We start from the raw sequence: 17,815 nt of genomic DNA, 5'->3' as shown, positions 1-17,815 counted from the left end.
TTATAAAGGCTTTAGGTTCAACATGTTCAAGTTCCAGGTTCCTGCCTGACTGTATCTGATAAATCCAGATTCCACCACCAAAGGGGACTCCGTGTTATTGGTATACAGACTGCCTGTTCCCAGACCTTGGGGCAAGATAGTTCTTTTTGAAAAGGTATATTGACAAATTGCGTTTAAACCGATGTTGCTTTCCAAGGCGGAAGTGATCCACCAAGGAATCTCCTGCTTAGCTGCAGCAGCGATCCACCCGTCTGTGGCCGCAAAACCACCCAGCAGACTCGGTTTAAAGATCAAATACTGCGGTTTGATGATCTTAAGCATTCGCTCTTGTTCTGCCGGATCATGCATGCCGATGAGTTCTTCATCCAAAGCGATAGGCAATGGCGTTTGCTCACAGAGGGTCGCCATAGCCTCCCACTGTTTGGGTTTTATAGGTTGTTCGATGGAGTGCAGATCAAATTCCGCGAGTCTTTTTAGTTTATCCAAGGCCAGCTCTGGCGCAAAGGCGCCGTTAGCATCTACGCGCAATTCTATGGTATTCGCATCAAAGCGATCTCTAATGTGTTTGAGTATTGCTAGCTCCTGCTCAAAATCAATAGCGCCGATCTTCATCTTGATGCAATCAAAACCAGCCTCCAATTTCTCTTCGATCTGGGCCGTCATGAATTCTGGGCTTCCCATCCAAATAAGTCCGTTGATGGGAATGGGCGTTTCTTTCTGCGTAAAATCCGAAGGGAATAGTTCATAAGGATCCTCACTGCGCAGTGACGCCAAAGCGATCTCCAAACCAAATCGGATAGATGGAAATTCTATCAACTCAGTCATGAGATAGTCAAAATCCTCATTGATGTGATCACAGAGCCAATCCAGCTTGGCTTCATAATCGGGTCGATCATCTATACTCAGTCCACGCAGCAAAGCGCATTCGCCAATTCCCCATCGCTCCCCATCTCTAAGCTGAAGAAAATAGGATTGCTTTTGGGTCAAGATCCCACGAGAAGTTCCGCTGGGTCTTTTAAAGTCTAAGATGTAGGATTGATAACTGGCTTTCATTTAAACGGTCAATGATCCGCCAATCGGTAAGAGTTCCAGTTGCTTGTTCGCCGCTGCAAAGGCATCACGAGCTGCTTGCTGATCGATCTCTATATAACCAAAGGTATCGTAGTGAACCCCCATTACGCGGTCACACTCCACAAAATCACTGGCGTGTACCGCATCTTTATAACCCATGGTGAAGTTATCGCCTATGGGAAGGATGGCTAGATCCAGCTTGTATTCTAAAGGAATGAGTTTCATGTCCATGGTCAAGGCGGTATCGCCAGCTACATAGACGGTTTTTCCATCGGCCTCAATGACAAAACCTCCAGGTTCCCCGCCATAGGTTCCGTCTGCAAAACCACTGGTGTGAACCGCAGCCACATACTTCACGCGGCCAAAATCAAAACTCCAATGTCCGCCGTGATTCATGGGGTGTACCGGAATGTCCTTTGCGCCATAGTGCATGGCAATTTCATAGTTGGATACAATGGTAGCCCCTGTGCGTTTGGCCAAAGCCTCCGCATCTAAAACGTGATCTTGATGGGCGTGGGTGAGCAGAATAAAATCAGCCTTTAAAGAATCTAAGATAGATTTGTCCTCGATCAGTGGATTTCCGTTGATAAAAGGATCGATGACAATGTTGTGTGTACTGGTCTTTATTGCAAGGGTGTTGTGCCCCAAATATTGAATCTCCATGCTCGCTGTTGTTTTGACCTAAAGATACGCACTCTCCGCTTAGGAAACCAAGTGAGAGATCAGTAAAAGTATGGCGTAGCAAAAGGTAGATAGTGCCACGACCTTTAACTGTGGATCCAGCTTTTTGTGATCAGCCGTTTTTCTCACCGCAACTAAATGCTTATTGAGCAGAATGACCGCTAAAAAAGGCAACAAACTCCAATAGCTAAATTGCTCCCAATTGAGATAAATGGCTATTACCGCGGCTAAACAACCTCCAAGAATTAGAAAGCTGTGGTAGTTTAAGCTACCGTTTTTGCCCAGCTTAACAGCCAAGGTATTCTTGCCCACTTTGGCGTCACTCTCCCTATCGCGCATATTATTTAAATTCAAAACTGCAGCGCTCCAAAGGCCAATAGCAACGGCGGGCAAAAAAGCGTAAACCTCTACTTGTTGGGCATAAAGGAAGTAGCCCCCCACCACACTGACCAATCCAAAAAAGATAAACACAAAGACATCTCCGAGACCGCGATAGCCATAGGCAGAATCACCAACGGTATACTTAACTGCAGCAATGATGGCTGCTACCCCTAAGACCAAAAACACAACCCCGTAAAGCAATTGCTCCAACCCAAAGGCACGATAGATCAACCCAATGGCCAAGGCCAAAGTGATCAAAGCGGTAATGAGCATTCCCTTTTTGAGGTCCGCAGCGCTAAGGGCTCCACTTTGCATGGCCCGCATGGGCCCTACCCGATCTTCATTGTCGGTACCCTTAACACCATCTCCGTAGTCATTGGCAAAGTTGGAAAGCACCTGAAACCCAATGGCCGTAAAAAGTGATCCAAGAAAAATGTAGAGATCAAACAGATCAGCTCGTAAGGCCAAGCCCGCAGCTGCAATGATGCCTGCAACTGAAAGCGGTAAGGTGCGCAAGCGCGCTGCACTGATCCAAGCTTTGGTGGTACTCATAAAGTGTTTTTGCAAAAATACGGCAAAAAAAATCCGCCCCACACTTTCGTGAAGGGGCGAATTCAGTAAATAGCAGATTTAGTAAAACTAATTCTTAAGCAAACGTTGTATCTGTCCGTTTTGATCTTGGATCAGGTAAACGCCAGTCTGCAAGCCAGAAGCATCAAAGTATGCCTGTTGCTTAAGTTGTACGATCAATCTTCCTTGAATGTCGTAAATGGTGTAATCTCCAGGAGTACTAAAGAAAACGGTGCTGGTTGTGGGGTTTGGATGGATGGTGAATTTATCGTCAGTAGTTTGGAACTCATCCACACTCAATACATTGTCTAGAGACCAAATGCTCAAAGTGGCACTCTCCTCATTGGAGATCACCAAATGCGCAATCCCAGTTGGGCTATCTTCTCCAGATACATAAACCACACCTTCTGGTGCTAGGTCTCCAGATTCATCTTCTCCAGGTACAGCTCCGCGAGAGTTGTTGTACTCAATGAATACCGGATTGTTAGGGTCTGTAATGTCATAGGTCATAAAACCTCCAATACGCTCCAAAAGGACAAAGGCGTAAAAAGAAGTTCCTATCTCTGCAACAACTACACCTTCTGGTTCAGGCCCTTTGTTGTCTGAACGGTTTTTGAAGTTGTTATTGCTATTGCTAGCATTGAAGATGCCACCGTAAACTGGATCTGCGGCGGTGATCACTTCAAAGTCGTTTCCACTGTCAAAGACCTGTGCTCCAGTGTTTGCATTGTAAATACTGAAAGAACGCGCTCCGTAAACGTGGATCTCTTCAAATTCTCCATCACCGTCTGTATCTCCAGAGGCGTTAGAAACATTGATCTCTGCCAAATTAGATTCTAGCTCTAAAATATCGATATCACTAAACACAGCTGGATCTAAAGTGTATTCATCATCGTCTATCTTGAATTCCTCAACATAAGTGTCATATTCACGTGCATCGCCTTCATTGGCAGTAACGATATAGCCTGTACCTCCTACTTCATAGAAATCGATGGCATCTGGCATATACATTCCAAAAATTGGCCAACTGGCATTAAATACAAAGTCAGTCTCGTCAGAAACGTCTAAAGAGTTTTGTGGCAAACTGTGATCTTTCAACCCGAAGCTAAAAAGATCCGTCACCGTATTGGTGTTCAAATCAACAACGGCATAAGCATTGTTCTCTTGACACACCACATAAGCGGTTTGGCTGTCGTTAGCAACAGTGATGTATTCGGGCTCTAAATCTTGAGAAGCATTAGCCCCAGGGCCGTAAATACGGATATTGGCCGCATTTAAAGCCGCTTCTGTACCGTCAAAGGCGTTGAAGTCAATGATCGTCACATCTGAATCATCAATAGATCCAAGACCTCCGGTAACATCAATCACAGCAATGCTACCTTCTGGGTCGATGGAGTAATCATCATTAGGCTCTCCTTCATTGGCTACCAAAACTTTGGTTCCATCAGGCGTGAAGGTCAACATATCAGGTAGGGCTCCTACGGTCACTGTAGACTGAGAACCTCCATCTGTATCCATAAATAATACCACTCCAGGGTCTGTTGCAGGATCGGCAGCAATGGCCGCAGCGACAATTCCGTTGTTTACCGCTACCGACTGCACGCCGTCTCCAAAACCAGAGACATCAACAGTGGCAATAGAAGAAATGTTTGAAGGATCGCTAAAATCAAGGATCTCCACACTGTTGGAGTTGGTTACAAAAAGGCGTTGGGTATCTGCGTCATATGCAGTGATCTCTGCAGTTCCAGAACCGTCTACCAAATAACTGTCAACAAAGTTGATGTCCAAAACAGCAGGGTCTGCCGTAGGAACCACGGTATCGTCGTCTAAAATATAGATCGCAGTTAAGTCATCTCCATCAATAGAGACTCCTAAGGGGTTTTGCAGCTCTAAAACAAAAAATACATCACTTCCATCAGCTGTATTATTGATAATTGGAATGTTGAGCGCTTGCGGAGCTGAACTCCCTGAAGGAAAGGTCAAAGTTTGGGTAGCGGCATAGGTAAAATCAGCTCCTTCTGCAGCAGTTCCACCAGATACCAAAACTACATCCACAGTAACATCTGCGGCAGGTGCTTCTGCAATTGCTACTTCTACTTCAATGCTTCCACCTTCTTCTGGAACTGAATTAAAAGGCAAAGTAAAACTTACTGCTGGAGGAACTTCCTCACCAGTAAAGACCACATTGTCCATATAAACCGCTTCTGAAGAAGAGTTGGTACGAACTTCAAAGACCAACTCCGCCTGAGCGTTATCTGGCAAGCTAACACTTAGGTTTTGCCAAGCGCCTTCAATGGCTAAGTCATTAATATCTGAACCAGTAGTGTCTAAAAGATCGTATTCACTGCCGTCTGTCAAATCAACTACATATACTCGGATACGGTCAGAACCGCTTTCATTTACAGTTCCATCACCTTCATAACCGGTGCTATTAATAAATAGGTCCATGGATACTTCATTGTTGGTAAACCCACCCAGGTCTACAAGATCAAAAGTGGTGATCATGTTTCCGTCGGAATCAGAGATCTGATAACCTTGAGTACCATCGGTATAAGCACCTACAGCTCCTGTAAAATCAGTTACTCCTACAAAGTCACCATCCGTAAGGCCAGAACCAGGAGTGTCGTAAGGTTCATAAACAGCGTCAAAACCGAGTTCAGTAGCGGCTGCTACATAATCCACTAAAGGCTCTCCCGCATTGTTCACAAGATCGTGAGCCACTGCAGCATCACCGGTGTCTGTATAAGAACCGCCAACCGCAGCGGGCTCTTCAAAACTGGTACCGGCAATGACAGTACTTACGCCAGCATCCTGTCCGTAAGCAAAGATCCCGCCGAGTAATAATAAGGTCGTTGTAATTTTTTTCATGTCAATTTGATAAATATTGTTGGATTTAAATCACGTTAAAATTACCGCCGCAAAGCCGCTTGAACTTTAGAAGAATATTACCCTATTGTGATTATTGGCAGGTTTACCAACAGCTTACTTACACATTTTTTAAGAAATGGTAAAAACAAGGTTATCTGAATTTACGTACCTTTAATTCGAACAACTTAACTGACATTTATGAGCGTATCTAAAAACTACCAAACTGGTCTTTTGGTATTGCGTGTGGGTATGTCTGCCCTCATGCTCTTTCACGGAATTCCCAAATTGATGAATTTGATTCAAGGCGATATGAGCTTTGGAGATCCTTTGGGAATTGGTTCTACCTTGAGTTTTATACTCACTGTTTTTGCTGAGGCGATCTGTCCAATATTGATCATCCTTGGTCTTAGAACCCGTTTGGCAGCTATCCCTGTTATCATTACCATGGCTGTCGCCGCCTTTATTGTGCACGGAAATGACCCATTTTCCAATATGGAAAAGGCCCTGCTTTATTTGGTAGGATTTACAGCTATTGCTTTAATGGGCGGTGGAAAGTACACCATAAAACAACTCTTTTAGTCCTTGAGCGGCCGGATATTCAAACGCTCTAAACTAGACGCGATGCGTAAAGGCAAAGTCGGGAAATACCTTTTATACGCATTAGGCGAGATTGTCCTAGTGGTAGCAGGTATTTTAATCGCTTTAGCCATCAACAACGCCAATGAGAAGAAAAAGGAGCGGGAAGAACTCCTCGCTATCTTTTCTGATGTAAAAGCCGACTTGATCATAGACACCACCTTGGTGGGGCGCATCATCCCTTATTATGAGGCGCGCGAAAAACTGGCCGACAGTATTGTTAAAGGACCTTTTACTCGTCAGAATTACGAGGAGTGTAATGATTGTCATTCCATAATCACTACTTATGTTCCCTTTAAACTCAATGACAAAGGCTACGGGCAACTCCGAAGCTTCAATCAGAGTAAGGAGAACAGAGATTCTTTGGCCATAGAGCTAGTACAATTTTACAGTGGATTTATAGATGTCATAGACGAGATCTCTTCTCGCGTAGAAGCTGACACCTATGAAACCTTAGAGCATTGGCGCAATACACAACCTTGGTTTTCTGAGATCTTAAGTGGAAAATTACCTGAAGAATATCTGGATTATATTACCAACGATCCGGAATACCGCAATCGGGTGGCCTTTTTCAATGTCATTGCTTGCAAGAATTTGTTGCCTGCTTTAAAACAGTACAAATCGCAAGCCACGACAGCCCTGACAAAAATAGACGAGCGCCTGCTTCCTGAGGCTTTAGAATAAGAGGTTTTAATCAAAAATGGTGATCAGCAGTTCTTTGAGAAGATCTGCTTGGCTCATATTGTGTGCTCCTACGCCTTTGCTTTTCATATCCACCTTGCGAATGCCTTTGATTATGGCACTCACGCGCTTCATTGGATAATTCCGCGCAGCAGTTTGGTAATCGCGAATAAAATAGGGGTTCACTCCCAAGACCCTTGGAGCGGCAGATGGATCTGGCAAGGCGTGATATTTGAGCAGTTTATTAAAAAAACTGTACAGCAGCGCTACGGTCATCACTAAAGGATGGTTCTTGGGGTTCTGCGCAAAGTGATTGGCAATGTGATAAGCCTTTTTGATATTGCGCTCCCCTATGGCTTTTTGCAGCTCAAAATTGTTGAAGTCCTTACTGATCCCAATGTTCTCTTCAATGATCTCTGGACTGATCTCTGTACCCACAGGTACTATGAGTTGTAGTTTTTCTAACTCGTTATTGATCTTGGACAGATCCGTTCCAATGAACTCCACCAGCATTTGTGCAGCTTTCGGTGCAATCGAGTAACCCCTGCCTTTAAGTACCCTGCGGATCCAATCCGGAACCTGATTTTCATAGAGTTTCTTACTGGTAAAAAGCTCCCCAGCCTTCCCTAAGGTCTTGTAGAGTTTTTTGCGCTTGTCTAGCGTCTTGTATTTATAACAGATCACCAAGACGGTTGTAGGTTGCGGGTTCTCCGCATAAGCAACCAATTGCTCAATGGTGCGTGATAGATCTTGAGCCTCTTTTACAATGACTACCTGGCGGTCTGCCATCATCGGGAAGCGTTTGGCCTGCCCAACAATATCGTCAATGCTTACGTCGCGGCCGTACAGGATCATTTGATTGAAATCTCTTTGGGTGGGATCTAAAGCATTCTCTTCAATGAAATCCGCGATCTGATCGATATAATAAGCCTCCTCACCCATCAAAAAATAAATGGGTTTGAAATTACCGCTTCTAATATCGGTCACTATGCGTTTTACGTCATCCATCTCAAAAAAAAACTGCACCTTTGTTGCATGCAGCCTTTGGCGTTTCCTCCATACGAGTTCCGTTTCAAAAATACCAAAAATAAGCCCGGCGTATTTGATGTGATCCGAAAAAAATTTGTGGTCCTCACCCCGGAGGAATGGGTGCGTCAACACTGTGTGCATTATTTACATCAAGACAAAGGCTACCCCTTGAGTTTGATCAATGTGGAAAAGCAACTGGAAGTGAGCGGCTTAAAGAAACGCTATGACGTAGTTGTGTTTCATCCCGATGGGAAAATTCGGGTTTTGGTGGAATGCAAAGCGCCTTCTGTAGCCATCACTCAAGACACCTTTGATCAGATTGCGCGCTATAATTTGGCTTTAAATGCAGACCTGTTGATGGTCACCAACGGCTTGGCACACTACTATTGTCAATTAGACTATACTGCGGGACGATATAATTTCTTACCAGAACTGCCGGTGTATAACTAACTTTGCAATTGTGAAAGTCGCTGTAGTCATACTAAATTGGAACGGACGCCAACTGCTGGAGACCTACTTGCCTTCTGTGGTGGCGAATAGCTCCGGAGCTCACATTTACGTGGCCGACAATGCTTCGACAGACGAGTCTGTGGCTTTTTTGCGTGAGCGTTATCCGCAGATCACCTTGATACAAAACGCGACCAACAGTGGTTATGCTGGTGGTTATAATGAAGCTCTAAAGCAGGTAGATGAACCCCTTTGGGTTTTGCTCAATAGTGATGTGGAAGTAAGCCCTAATTGGCTCGACCCAATGATTGCGGCCTTTCAAAACAATCAACAACTCGCTGCTGCACAGCCTAAGATCTTGGATCACCGTAATCCTGACCGTTTTGAATACGCTGGTGCCGCAGGTGGTTTTATTGACAAATACGGCTATCCGTATTGCCGCGGACGCATTTTTGACAGCTTAGAGAAAGACCAGGGTCAATACAATACCGAGATCGATATCTTTTGGGCCACAGGTGCTTGCTTATTCATTACCAAAGAGGCTTTTGAGACTGCTGGAGGTTTTGACGAACGCTTTTTTGCTCATATGGAGGAGATCGACCTTTGTTGGCGCTTGTTTCATTTAGGTCGAGAAGTCAAATGCATCCCGCAAAGTACCGTTTATCACCTTGGTGGCGGTACTTTACCGACCATGCATCCTAAGAAAACGTATTACAACTTCAGAAATTCTCTGTACTGTCTGGCCAAAAACCTCAACGGATTCACCGCTAAAAAGCGCATTTTTGTTCGTATGGTACTCGATGGAGTTGCCGCCCTGCGGTTTTTGATCAAAGGGCAATTTGCACATGTGAGTGCGATCTTTAGAGCACATATGGACTTTTACAGAAACTACAGCGCTATAACCAAAACAAAGCCAGCCGTTTACAACAAGAACAACTACTATGTTATTAACAGTATAGTGTGGAAGTATTTTGTTTCAGGCCTGCGCACTTTTAGCAAGCTTTAACTACCTTTACCTAAAGTATTGTTAAGGATTTTTAGCAACGCTGGATAACCACTAATTTTACGTAACTAAACTGAGATTTATGAAGAAAATAGCATTAATTGCCGCAATAGCCCTCACTGCGGTATCCTGTGTATCTAAAAAGCAGTACGCAGAACTAGAAGCCAAACAACGCAACACGGAAGATCTGTTAAACTCAGCCACTGTTAAACTCAACAGCTGTCTGGAAGAAAAAGCGGGACTCACTGCCAAAGCAAACTCTTTGCAATCACAGGTAAATTCATTGAATGCCACCAATGGAGACCTGATTAAACAAATTGGGGAATTCACCACACTTACCCAACAAGGTGCTGCCAACCTTGAAAAATCATTAGAAAGTCTCAAAGAAAAAGACTTGACCATTCGCAAACTACAAGATGCAGTAACACGCAGAGATTCCGTAAACCTAGCCTTGGTACAAAGTCTTAAAGGTGTACTTGGAAACTTGGATGATGAAGATATCGAAGTGAGCGTTGAAAAAGGAGTGGTTTACGTAAATATTTCTGACAAGCTCTTGTTCAAGAGCGGAAGCTATGCCATTACCGATCGCGCCAAAGAAGTGCTAGGAAAAGTAGCTAAGGTAGTTAACAACAAGCCCGACTTTGAATTCTTGGTTGAAGGTCACACCGATACCGACCCTATCAGCCGAGCAGGGATCAAAGATAACTGGGACTTAAGTGTGCTACGTGCAACGGCAGTGGTAAGACTGCTTCAGGATGAATTTGGGGTGGATCCTAAGCGTATGACTGCTGGTGGACGCTCAGAATACATTCCTGTAGCGCCAAATGACTCAGCAGAAGGAAAAGCGAGAAACCGACGTACCCGTATTGTGGTATTGCCTAAGATCGATCAGTTCTACAACATGATAGAAGACGGACTTAAAGATCCAGCGATCAATAACTAGTCTTCGCTTAACAAACTACAAACCGCGCCCACAAGCGCGGTTTTTTTATGCGAATACCTTATCTTTAAGGATAAGCTACATCACACCCATGACCGATCAACAATCCAACAAAGAAACACTTAAAACAGCAGTACTTTCCATTTTGGAAGATCCGCAGAATGACCAAAACCTACACGGACGCTTAATGCAAATTCACGGACTTTTCAGCGAACTCACTCAGGTGTCGGGTATGGATCAAGAGATGGAAATGATGGCTGCAGTCCCATCTGCTTACGGAAAGGCGTTAGGTATAAATCACGCGGCACAATGCCTCTTAGACCTTAGAAGAACAAGCAAATTCCTGCAGGGTATGCAACAAGCCATCGCATTGGCCAAGACCAGAGTTAGCGGTAGACCTGTAAAAGTGTTTTATGCAGGCTGCGGACCTTATGCCCCGTTTATGACCTTACTCACAGCGATCTACTCCTCAGAAGAACTTTCCTTTAGTATTTTAGAGATCAACGAGCGCTCTTTGGAGGCTGCAAAAAAGCTGATACAAGCTTTAGAATTAGAAGAATATTTAATCGATGCTTATTTGGCCGATGCAGTCACCTTCAAGGTTCCTGAAGCCGATCAATACGATATACTTTTTAGCGAGACCTTAGATGCTCTGCTTTACCGCGAATGCTATGTGCCTATACTCCACAACATGTTACCTCAGTTTAATGACGATATTATTCTCATACCCGAGAATGTGAGCTTGGAACTGAGTTTGATCAAACCAGCAGCTGCTGGTAGCGAGGATCGTGAGGAACTCCACAAAAAGACTATAGTCAACGTAAGTGATCTATTGGGCCAGATCCCTCAAGGAGATAGCTTACCGAGTGTCTTCAAGGAAGTTCCTGTGAGCTTGGCTTCCATGGATGACTTTGAGAGTCTCATCATTGACACGCGGGTGAAGATCCATGAAGATATTGTTTTAGAACGCGGGGAATCTTCCTTGAGTCTTCCCTTGGAAATGCGTTTAGAAAAACCCTTTCCAGACAGCACAATAACCTTTAATTATCAACTCGAACCACAAATAGAACTCAAATATACCTTAGAGCCTCTAGGTTCATAATACAAAACATATGAGTGAACAAGAATTTGAAACCGTCTATTCCGGAACAGAAGTACGCGTCATCCTGTTAAAAGGATTATTAGCAGAAGCAGGTGTAGACGCCATGGTGCAAAATGATTATCAAGCGGGCATCACTGCAGGATTTGGCGGTGGAACACCAAATACAGTCCGTCTAAAAATACATCAAGACGATCTGGCCAAGGCCAAGCCGGTAATTGAAGATTTCATAAACAACCAACAGACCGATGACGCTTAGAACACTCCTCCTGCTGGTTTTTATTTTGGGCTGTCAAAGCAGCTTTTCACAAGACAAGGCAGACCAGCCAACCAAAGTAGAAAGCATAGACGCTACCATTGCCACGCTTTACGGAGTGATCAGTGGTGAAAAAGGAGAAGCGCGTGACTGGGACCTTTTTAAATACCTTTTTAAACAAGAGGCAAAACTAATCTTTTCCGCCAAGACCAAAGACGGCAGCTATCAAGTGGTGTATATGAGTCCAGAAGATTATATAAAACGCTCAGGGACTTGGTTGGTGGAAAATGGTTTTTACGAGAAGGAGATTGGACGGCAAGAAGATCGTTTTGGGACCATCGCGCAGGTGTTTAGCACTTATGAATCCTTCCGTTCCAAAAAAGATACCGAACCCTTTATGCGCGGCATTAACAGTATTCAAATGCAATTTGACGGCACCCGCTGGTGGATCGTCAATATCTATTGGACCCAAGAAGGGCCAGAGAATCCTATACCAGCGAGTTATATCCAAAACAGACCTTAAAGCCCTATGAGTTTGAATCGATCGCTGATTTTTGAATTGCTCCAAATTGCTTTGGCGGTATGTTTGGCAAGTATTGGTCTTAAAGCCTTTTTATTGCCCAATGGGTTTTTAGACGGCGGCGTCACGGGAATTGCGATTTTAATTGCTGAGTTGTTCCATGTAGAGCTCTCCTATACCCTACCCATCATAACCATTCCATTTTTTGTTATCGGCTGGTTTACAGTTGCGCGCAAGATCTTGATCAAGTCGATCTTTTCTGTGCTGGTCTTAGCGGTAATGATCCACTTTGAGAATTTTCAATCCATCACCGATGACAAACTGATCATCTCCATATTCGGCGGCCTGTTTTTAGGAGCTGGTATTGGCTTGGCCATTAAAAACGGTTCCGTTTTGGACGGTTCAGAGATCTTTGGAATCTATATCAACGAAAAATGGGGCCTCAGTATTGGACGGGTAATTTTGGTATTCAACATTGTCTTGTTTGGAATAACCGCTTTCCTGCTTTCTGTGGAGGTGGCCCTCTACTCCATTCTCACCTACATTGTGACGGCAAAAGCCATAGACTACACCATAGAAGGTTTTGAAGATCATGTGGGGCTGATGATCGTCACTGAACATCCTGCGGACTTACGCCAAGCCTTTACCGAGAAACTCGGTATTGGAATGACCGTCTACAAAGGCACCAAAGGTGTGGGGAGCCGCGGGGAAAAAGACGATGTAGAGATCATTCATTCGGTGATCAATCGTATTGATATTCGCCGCGTACAGCGGTTGATTGACCATGTAGACCCCGATGCCTTTGTCATTGAGTTTGACGTCAACAACGTTCGTGGGGGTATTTTGAGGAAATACCTCAGTCGCGATCGGTCTAAAAAATAAATCTAGAGATTATGAGAAATTTACTTTTAGCAGTAGGTTTTATGTTGATTGCGCTCAGCATCCAAGGCCAAAACCTCCGCGGCGCTTGGGAACATTACCATACCACAGATCAAGGACAAGAAATCCATCAAGTGGTCATCTTTGCTGACGGCTATCAAGTGCTGACCATTTACGATGCAAAGACTGGCGCTTTTATTCATACCAATGGGGGATTGTGGAGTCTAAAAGGAAACACACTTACAGAAACGGTGGAATTCAATTCAGACAATCCCGAAGCCGTAGGAAATTCCATCAGCTTTGACATTCGTTTAACCGATAAAGAACTGCAAATCGTGGGTGATGATCGGGTATTCACACGTATTGACGATGGAACTCCTGGCGCCTTGAACGGCGCTTGGCTCATGTCTGGACGCAAACGCAACGGTGAAATGCAAGAGCGCGATACAACGCGTCCACGCAAAACCATGAAGATCCTTTCGGGTACGCGCTTTCAATGGATCGCCTACAATACCGAGACCAAACAATTCATGGCTACCGGCGGTGGTAGCTATACGACCGTAGATGGCAAATACACCGAAAACATTGAGTTCTTCTCTAGAGACGTAGCCCGCGTGGGAGCCGCTTTAGCATTTGACTTTGAACTAATAGACGGGCATTGGCACCATTCCGGATTCTCTAGTAAAGGCGATCCGCTATACGAGGTTTGGAGTGTCCGCAATCCGCAGTAAAAAATTTAGCTATGAAAAAGACATTAATACTGCTTTTGTTATTAGCTCCCCTTTGGAGTTGTCAAGGGCAAACGGAGAAACAAGAAGGTCCTTATACCTTTAAATCAGGAGACCGCAACGGGACCGGCAAATGGTATATGGGGCGAGAGATTGCCTTTGTCATGGGCTATCAAGGTATGGGTTGGCTGGAGCGCCCGGAACGTGAGAAAGAAGAGAATGTCTCTGCCCTGCTGGCCAATATGGAGATTGGGCCCAATGACGATATTGCAGACATAGGAGCCGGCTCCGGCTATCACGTTTTTAGAATGGCTCCTTTAGCCAGTCAAGGAACCGTTTATGGTGTAGACATTCAAAATGAGATGTTGGCGGCTATGGAATACCGCAAAGAAGCGCTAGAGGCTAGCAACGTTAATTTGGTGAAATCTACAGAGAAGACTGCTAATTTGCCTGCGAACTCCGTAGATAAAGTACTTATCGTAGACGTATATCACGAGTTTAGCTTTCCTGTGGAGATGATGGCCTCTATTTATCAAGCTATGCGGCCTGATGCCAAATTATACCTCATCGAATATCGCGGAGAGGATCCCACGGTACCGATCAAAGAAACTCATAAAATGACCGAAGCTCAAGCCGTGAAAGAAATGGAGGCTGCTGGTTTTAAATTGGTGGAAAACATAGATAACCTCCCTTGGCAACACTGTATGGTATTTGCCAAAGCGAATTAAGAGGCTTTTATAAAAGAATTGTGATATTGTTGGCAATCAGGCCTGTAGAACCAAACTATCTTTAAAAAAACTTCAATCATGAATATAAAAATTACACTGATCGCCTTATTTGGTTTTATGCTGAGCGCAACTGCCCAAGAGGCTGCAATTATTGATTTGGATCCAAATCAAAGCATGTCCATCACCGGGAAAGGCCCTGGGCAAGATGCAACGATCAACCCTTTTGTGCATGTGGACAGTATTATCGTAGTGTCTAATATTGGTAAAGGCGACTTCTCCATTCGCGTTCAAAAAGAGGGCGAGATCCTTCAGGAATTTGCCGTTAAACCCGAGCAAACTCAAGAGCTTATCATTTCTAAAGGTCTAGAGATCTATTTTGATACCGACGTAATTGCCAAGGCTGCCGTATCTTACAGGCCAGTGAAAAAAGAATAAACATGAACAACGACCTCTTAGTCAACGAGCGGCAAGCAGATCTGGGCAATTTTATGGTTGGGCGTTTGCTGCCTTTCCGTAAAAAACGTCAGGTAGGTCCATTTACTTTTATTGATCATATGGGACCAGCAACACTGGGTCCCGGGCGGTATATGGACGTGGACCAGCATCCTCACATTGGCCTCAGTACCTTGACCTATCTGTTTAAAGGACAAATTGAACACCGAGACAGTGTGGGGAGTGTTCAAGTGATTTCTCCGGGAGATGTGGGTTTTATGACTTCAGGTCGCGCAGTTACACATACGGAGCGTACCCCTCAAGAATTGCGAGACGGTCGAGAATTTGACATGCATGGGTACCAGATCTGGGTGGCATTGCCTCCAGAAAAAGAGACCATGGAACCTCGCTTTGATTATTATCCTGCGGATCAAATTCCAAATTGGCAAGAGGGCCCAATCCACTTTAAACTGGCCGCCGGAGAAGCATTTGGTAGAAAAGCGCCATTGCAGGGTTATTCGCCTTTATTTATGGTGGATGTATTCACTGCGGAAGAAACTACGCTCTCACTCGCGGGCCAATTGCGCGGAGAGGTTGCCTTTGTGATTGTCAAGGGACAGATCAATTTAGACGGGCAAAAGGTAGATGCCGGACAAATGCTGATCAGCAAGACCGATGAACAATGTGAGATCTGTATGGGTGCCGATACCCAATTAATGCTATTTGGCGGGGAGCCTTTAGGACAAGAGCACTATTTACTTTGGAATTTTGTGTCTTCAGATAAGGATCGATTGGCGCAAGCCAAGGTAGATTGGGAGGCTAAGAAGTTTCCGAAAGTTCCTGGAGATTCCACTTATATCCCCATTCCTCAACTAAAGCAATAAACACAAGAGGTTTGCGCATTTTTCTTTAGTTTTGAGGTGCAACTCAGAACTACTATGCGTATCAATTTTTTTATGCTATTGCTTATAGCTTCCTTTGCGGTTACTACTGCTTGTAAAGAAGAGAAGCAAGCTGCTGCAACTACCAAGGCAGATCCCACACGATTTCCCGATACTATAAACTCCAGACTCACAGAGGCTCACAAACGCATTCCCGGCTCCAAGGTTTATGCCTTATTACCGGAGCAGTTTAAGTTTGTTCGAGCGCAGAATCAAATTCAAAAAGACCAAAATACTTTTATTCAAATCGTCGAAACGCCGTCGGCCAAATTTGAGAACGCGAAAAAAGCCTTTAGTCGGGAAAATATAGAAGCTGGAGGCACTCAGGTTGATATTGTACGTGACATTCGCTTTGGCCCTTATGACGGGATCTTTTTGGACGGCCCTTCTAATTTACCCACGCAGCGAAAGGCCTCCATGGTCTTTGGCGATGATGATTTTGTTTGTTTGATCTTCGGAGAATATCCCAGTGACAGCCCAACGGCGCGCAATGAAGTATTGGAAATATTTAAGACCATGGTTCATGATAAGGAGCAAAGTGCGGAGGACCTCTCCGGACCGTTTTACACCTTTGATCCAAACATCACCGGTTTTAAACCTGCCGTTTTAAGCAAGCAAGTAGACATCTACAACAAGGATGGAGATCCAGAAGCAGAAAAAAGCCTTCCTACCTCAATGAATTTTGCTCCGATCCCCGTACTGCCGGTAGAGGCCCAAGAAAAGTATTTTGAGCAGTTGGTTGAAGAAAGTCAGCAGGGACAATTAAAGATCACCGCTGCCGCAACACAGCAGCTGGTTATCAATGGAATGCCTGCCACAGTTCTAGAAACTACGGTGGTTTCTGGAGACCGAAGCGGCGTGTTCTTTGCAGCTATTCTCAATGGAAGCAACAGCGCCTTGGTATTTATTTCAAGCGCCTTTGATGACCCGCTACAACGACTGCCACAGTACAAAGCCACCTTGGAATCTATTCGTTTCAATTAATCGAACTGTATCTTTAAATCAACTACATATCCAAACCTTATCAAAAGTGTACTGCTAACAATTGCGCTAGCGGCATGCAGTAATGCAAAGGCTCAAGAAGCTGACAGCCTGTATATAAAATCCTATGTAGACAAAATCATTCTAAAGCTTAACCTGGATACACAGAATGAGGATTTTCAAGTCTTTGACCGAGGTAATCCGGATATTTTCCTAAGCACCAACAGCAGTTTGCGAGTAGCGCTTTCTTTAGATTATGAATTTTTAGGATTTAGCGCTGGCTTTGCTCCGCGTTTTTTCAATTCCAACAAAGACGACGCCCGTAAAGGAGCAAGTGATCTTACCGACTTTAGCTTTCGATTCTTTTTGGGGAAATGGGCTCAGGAGCTCACCTATCAAAGAAATCAAGGTTTTTATGTAACCAACACAGAAGATTTCATCACCGACTGGAACCCTGATACAGACCCTTTTGTTCAATTCCCCGACCTCAAGACCATTTACTGGGGAGCCTCTACCGCTTATGTCTTGAACGATAGATTCTCACTACGCAACATAGTTTATAATACCCAGTGGCAACTTAAAAGTGCAGGGAGTTTTGTACCGACCTTTCGCTACGGCTATAGAAGAGTATCTGCAACCTTTGATCAGGGCAAAGAGGTAGAGAATAATTTTGAATTTGAACTTTTGGCAGCCTACTACTACACCTGGGTGATTGATACCCATTGGTTTATTTCTCCGCAGTTATCTCCGGGGTTTGGAATACAATTCAGCGAATCCACACTAGAGCAAACCGGCGCTAGAGAGACAGATACCCGCTACCCTATTGCCTTGGATGGCGGCTTGCAATTGGGATACAGCTCAGAACGCTTTATTGCTGGTGCTTTTTTAAACTTTGAGTCCACCTTTACGGATACTGGTGGCGGCAGTTCTCTTTTGAACGATCA

Annotated in this window: 20 protein-coding genes; 15 read left to right on the top strand and 5 right to left on the bottom strand. The window is 44.5% G+C overall.

The features are described 5' to 3' along the window. The 4 genes from POW22_RS07950 to POW22_RS07935 all read right to left on the bottom strand — a co-directional run bounded on the left by POW22_RS07950 (window position 1) and on the right by POW22_RS07935 (window position 5,571). Complete coding sequence (locus POW22_RS07950; protein ID WP_272832106.1) at window positions 1–1,053, bottom strand: o-succinylbenzoate synthase; 1,053 nt, start codon at window positions 1,051–1,053, stop codon at window positions 1–3. Further along, window positions 1,054–1,734: a metal-dependent hydrolase gene (locus POW22_RS07945; RefSeq protein ID WP_272832105.1), complete on the bottom strand. Its 681-nt coding sequence runs from the start codon at window positions 1,732–1,734 to the stop codon at window positions 1,054–1,056. A gap of 39 nt (window positions 1,735–1,773) precedes the next feature. Then, window positions 1,774–2,685: a 1,4-dihydroxy-2-naphthoate octaprenyltransferase gene (gene menA / locus POW22_RS07940; RefSeq protein WP_272832104.1), complete on the bottom strand. Its 912-nt coding sequence runs from the start codon at window positions 2,683–2,685 to the stop codon at window positions 1,774–1,776. 87 nt (window positions 2,686–2,772) lie between these two features. After that, window positions 2,773–5,571 carry a choice-of-anchor I family protein gene (locus tag POW22_RS07935; protein ID WP_272832103.1) on the bottom strand — a complete coding sequence of 933 codons (2,799 nt, stop codon included), beginning with the start codon at window positions 5,569–5,571 and terminating at the stop codon, window positions 2,773–2,775. Between the two features lie 198 nt (window positions 5,572–5,769). Between POW22_RS07935 and POW22_RS07930 the strand changes: the two genes are divergently transcribed. Together POW22_RS07930 and POW22_RS07925 are read left to right on the top strand one after the other, a co-directional pair. Beyond that, window positions 5,770–6,150 (top strand): DoxX family protein, encoded by a 381-nt coding sequence (locus POW22_RS07930; protein ID WP_272832102.1) that lies wholly within the window; start codon window positions 5,770–5,772, stop codon window positions 6,148–6,150. A 42-nt stretch (window positions 6,151–6,192) separates the two neighbouring features. Then, window positions 6,193–6,891: a DUF6090 family protein gene (locus POW22_RS07925; RefSeq protein WP_272832101.1), complete on the top strand. Its 699-nt coding sequence runs from the start codon at window positions 6,193–6,195 to the stop codon at window positions 6,889–6,891. A gap of 6 nt (window positions 6,892–6,897) precedes the next feature. On the opposite strand, the gene holA is transcribed toward POW22_RS07925, so the two are convergent. Continuing rightward, the gene (holA, locus tag POW22_RS07920; RefSeq protein WP_272832100.1) at window positions 6,898–7,896 is read right to left on the bottom strand and encodes a DNA polymerase III subunit delta; all 999 of its coding nucleotides are present in this window, start codon (window positions 7,894–7,896) and stop codon (window positions 6,898–6,900) included. 27 nt (window positions 7,897–7,923) lie between these two features. Between holA and POW22_RS07915 the strand changes: the two genes are divergently transcribed. The 13 genes from POW22_RS07915 to POW22_RS07855 form a co-directional block, all read left to right on the top strand. Next, complete coding sequence (locus POW22_RS07915) at window positions 7,924–8,367, top strand: type I restriction enzyme HsdR N-terminal domain-containing protein (protein WP_272832099.1); 444 nt, start codon at window positions 7,924–7,926, stop codon at window positions 8,365–8,367. Window positions 8,368–8,377: 10 nt separating this feature from the next. After that, window positions 8,378–9,370: a glycosyltransferase family 2 protein gene (locus tag POW22_RS07910; protein WP_272832097.1), complete on the top strand. Its 993-nt coding sequence runs from the start codon at window positions 8,378–8,380 to the stop codon at window positions 9,368–9,370. A gap of 79 nt (window positions 9,371–9,449) precedes the next feature. Next, a complete protein-coding gene (locus tag POW22_RS07905) occupies window positions 9,450–10,310 on the top strand; it encodes an OmpA/MotB family protein (RefSeq protein WP_272832096.1) in 861 nt (286 codons plus the stop codon). An 88-nt stretch (window positions 10,311–10,398) separates the two neighbouring features. Continuing rightward, on the top strand, window positions 10,399–11,409 hold the full coding sequence (locus POW22_RS07900) for an SAM-dependent methyltransferase (protein ID WP_272832095.1): 1,011 nt from the start codon (window positions 10,399–10,401) through the stop codon (window positions 11,407–11,409). 10 nt (window positions 11,410–11,419) lie between these two features. After that, complete coding sequence (locus POW22_RS07895; RefSeq protein ID WP_272832094.1) at window positions 11,420–11,665, top strand: putative signal transducing protein; 246 nt, start codon at window positions 11,420–11,422, stop codon at window positions 11,663–11,665. Next, on the top strand, window positions 11,655–12,185 hold the full coding sequence (locus POW22_RS07890) for a hypothetical protein (protein ID WP_272832093.1): 531 nt from the start codon (window positions 11,655–11,657) through the stop codon (window positions 12,183–12,185). The genes POW22_RS07895 and POW22_RS07890 overlap by 11 nt, the downstream gene beginning before the upstream one ends. Window positions 12,186–12,191: 6 nt before the next feature. Beyond that, complete coding sequence (locus POW22_RS07885; protein WP_272832092.1) at window positions 12,192–13,064, top strand: YitT family protein; 873 nt, start codon at window positions 12,192–12,194, stop codon at window positions 13,062–13,064. Between the two features lie 11 nt (window positions 13,065–13,075). Then, entirely contained in the window at window positions 13,076–13,792 is a 717-nt protein-coding gene (locus POW22_RS07880) for a membrane or secreted protein (protein WP_272832091.1), read from the top strand. An 11-nt stretch (window positions 13,793–13,803) separates the two neighbouring features. After that, window positions 13,804–14,517 carry a methyltransferase domain-containing protein gene (locus tag POW22_RS07875; RefSeq protein ID WP_272832090.1) on the top strand — a complete coding sequence of 238 codons (714 nt, stop codon included), beginning with the start codon at window positions 13,804–13,806 and terminating at the stop codon, window positions 14,515–14,517. 78 nt (window positions 14,518–14,595) lie between these two features. Then, the gene (locus POW22_RS07870; protein WP_272832089.1) at window positions 14,596–14,952 is read left to right on the top strand and encodes a hypothetical protein; all 357 of its coding nucleotides are present in this window, start codon (window positions 14,596–14,598) and stop codon (window positions 14,950–14,952) included. Window positions 14,953–14,954: 2 nt separating this feature from the next. Continuing rightward, entirely contained in the window at window positions 14,955–15,833 is an 879-nt protein-coding gene (locus POW22_RS07865; protein ID WP_272832088.1) for a pirin family protein, read from the top strand. A gap of 54 nt (window positions 15,834–15,887) precedes the next feature. Then, window positions 15,888–16,874, top strand: coding sequence for a hypothetical protein (locus POW22_RS07860; protein WP_272832087.1), 987 nt, complete (start codon window positions 15,888–15,890; stop codon window positions 16,872–16,874). Window positions 16,875–16,883: 9 nt separating this feature from the next. Next, window positions 16,884–17,815, top strand: a 932-nt coding sequence (locus tag POW22_RS07855) for a DUF4421 family protein (RefSeq protein WP_336407714.1), incomplete at its 3' end; no start/stop codon positions are given.

This window comes from Gilvibacter sediminis (assembly GCF_028561565.1).
Classification (GTDB): Bacteria; Bacteroidota; Bacteroidia; order Flavobacteriales; family Flavobacteriaceae; genus Gilvibacter; species Gilvibacter sediminis.
This window is presented reverse-complemented; position numbering and strand designations above follow the sequence as displayed.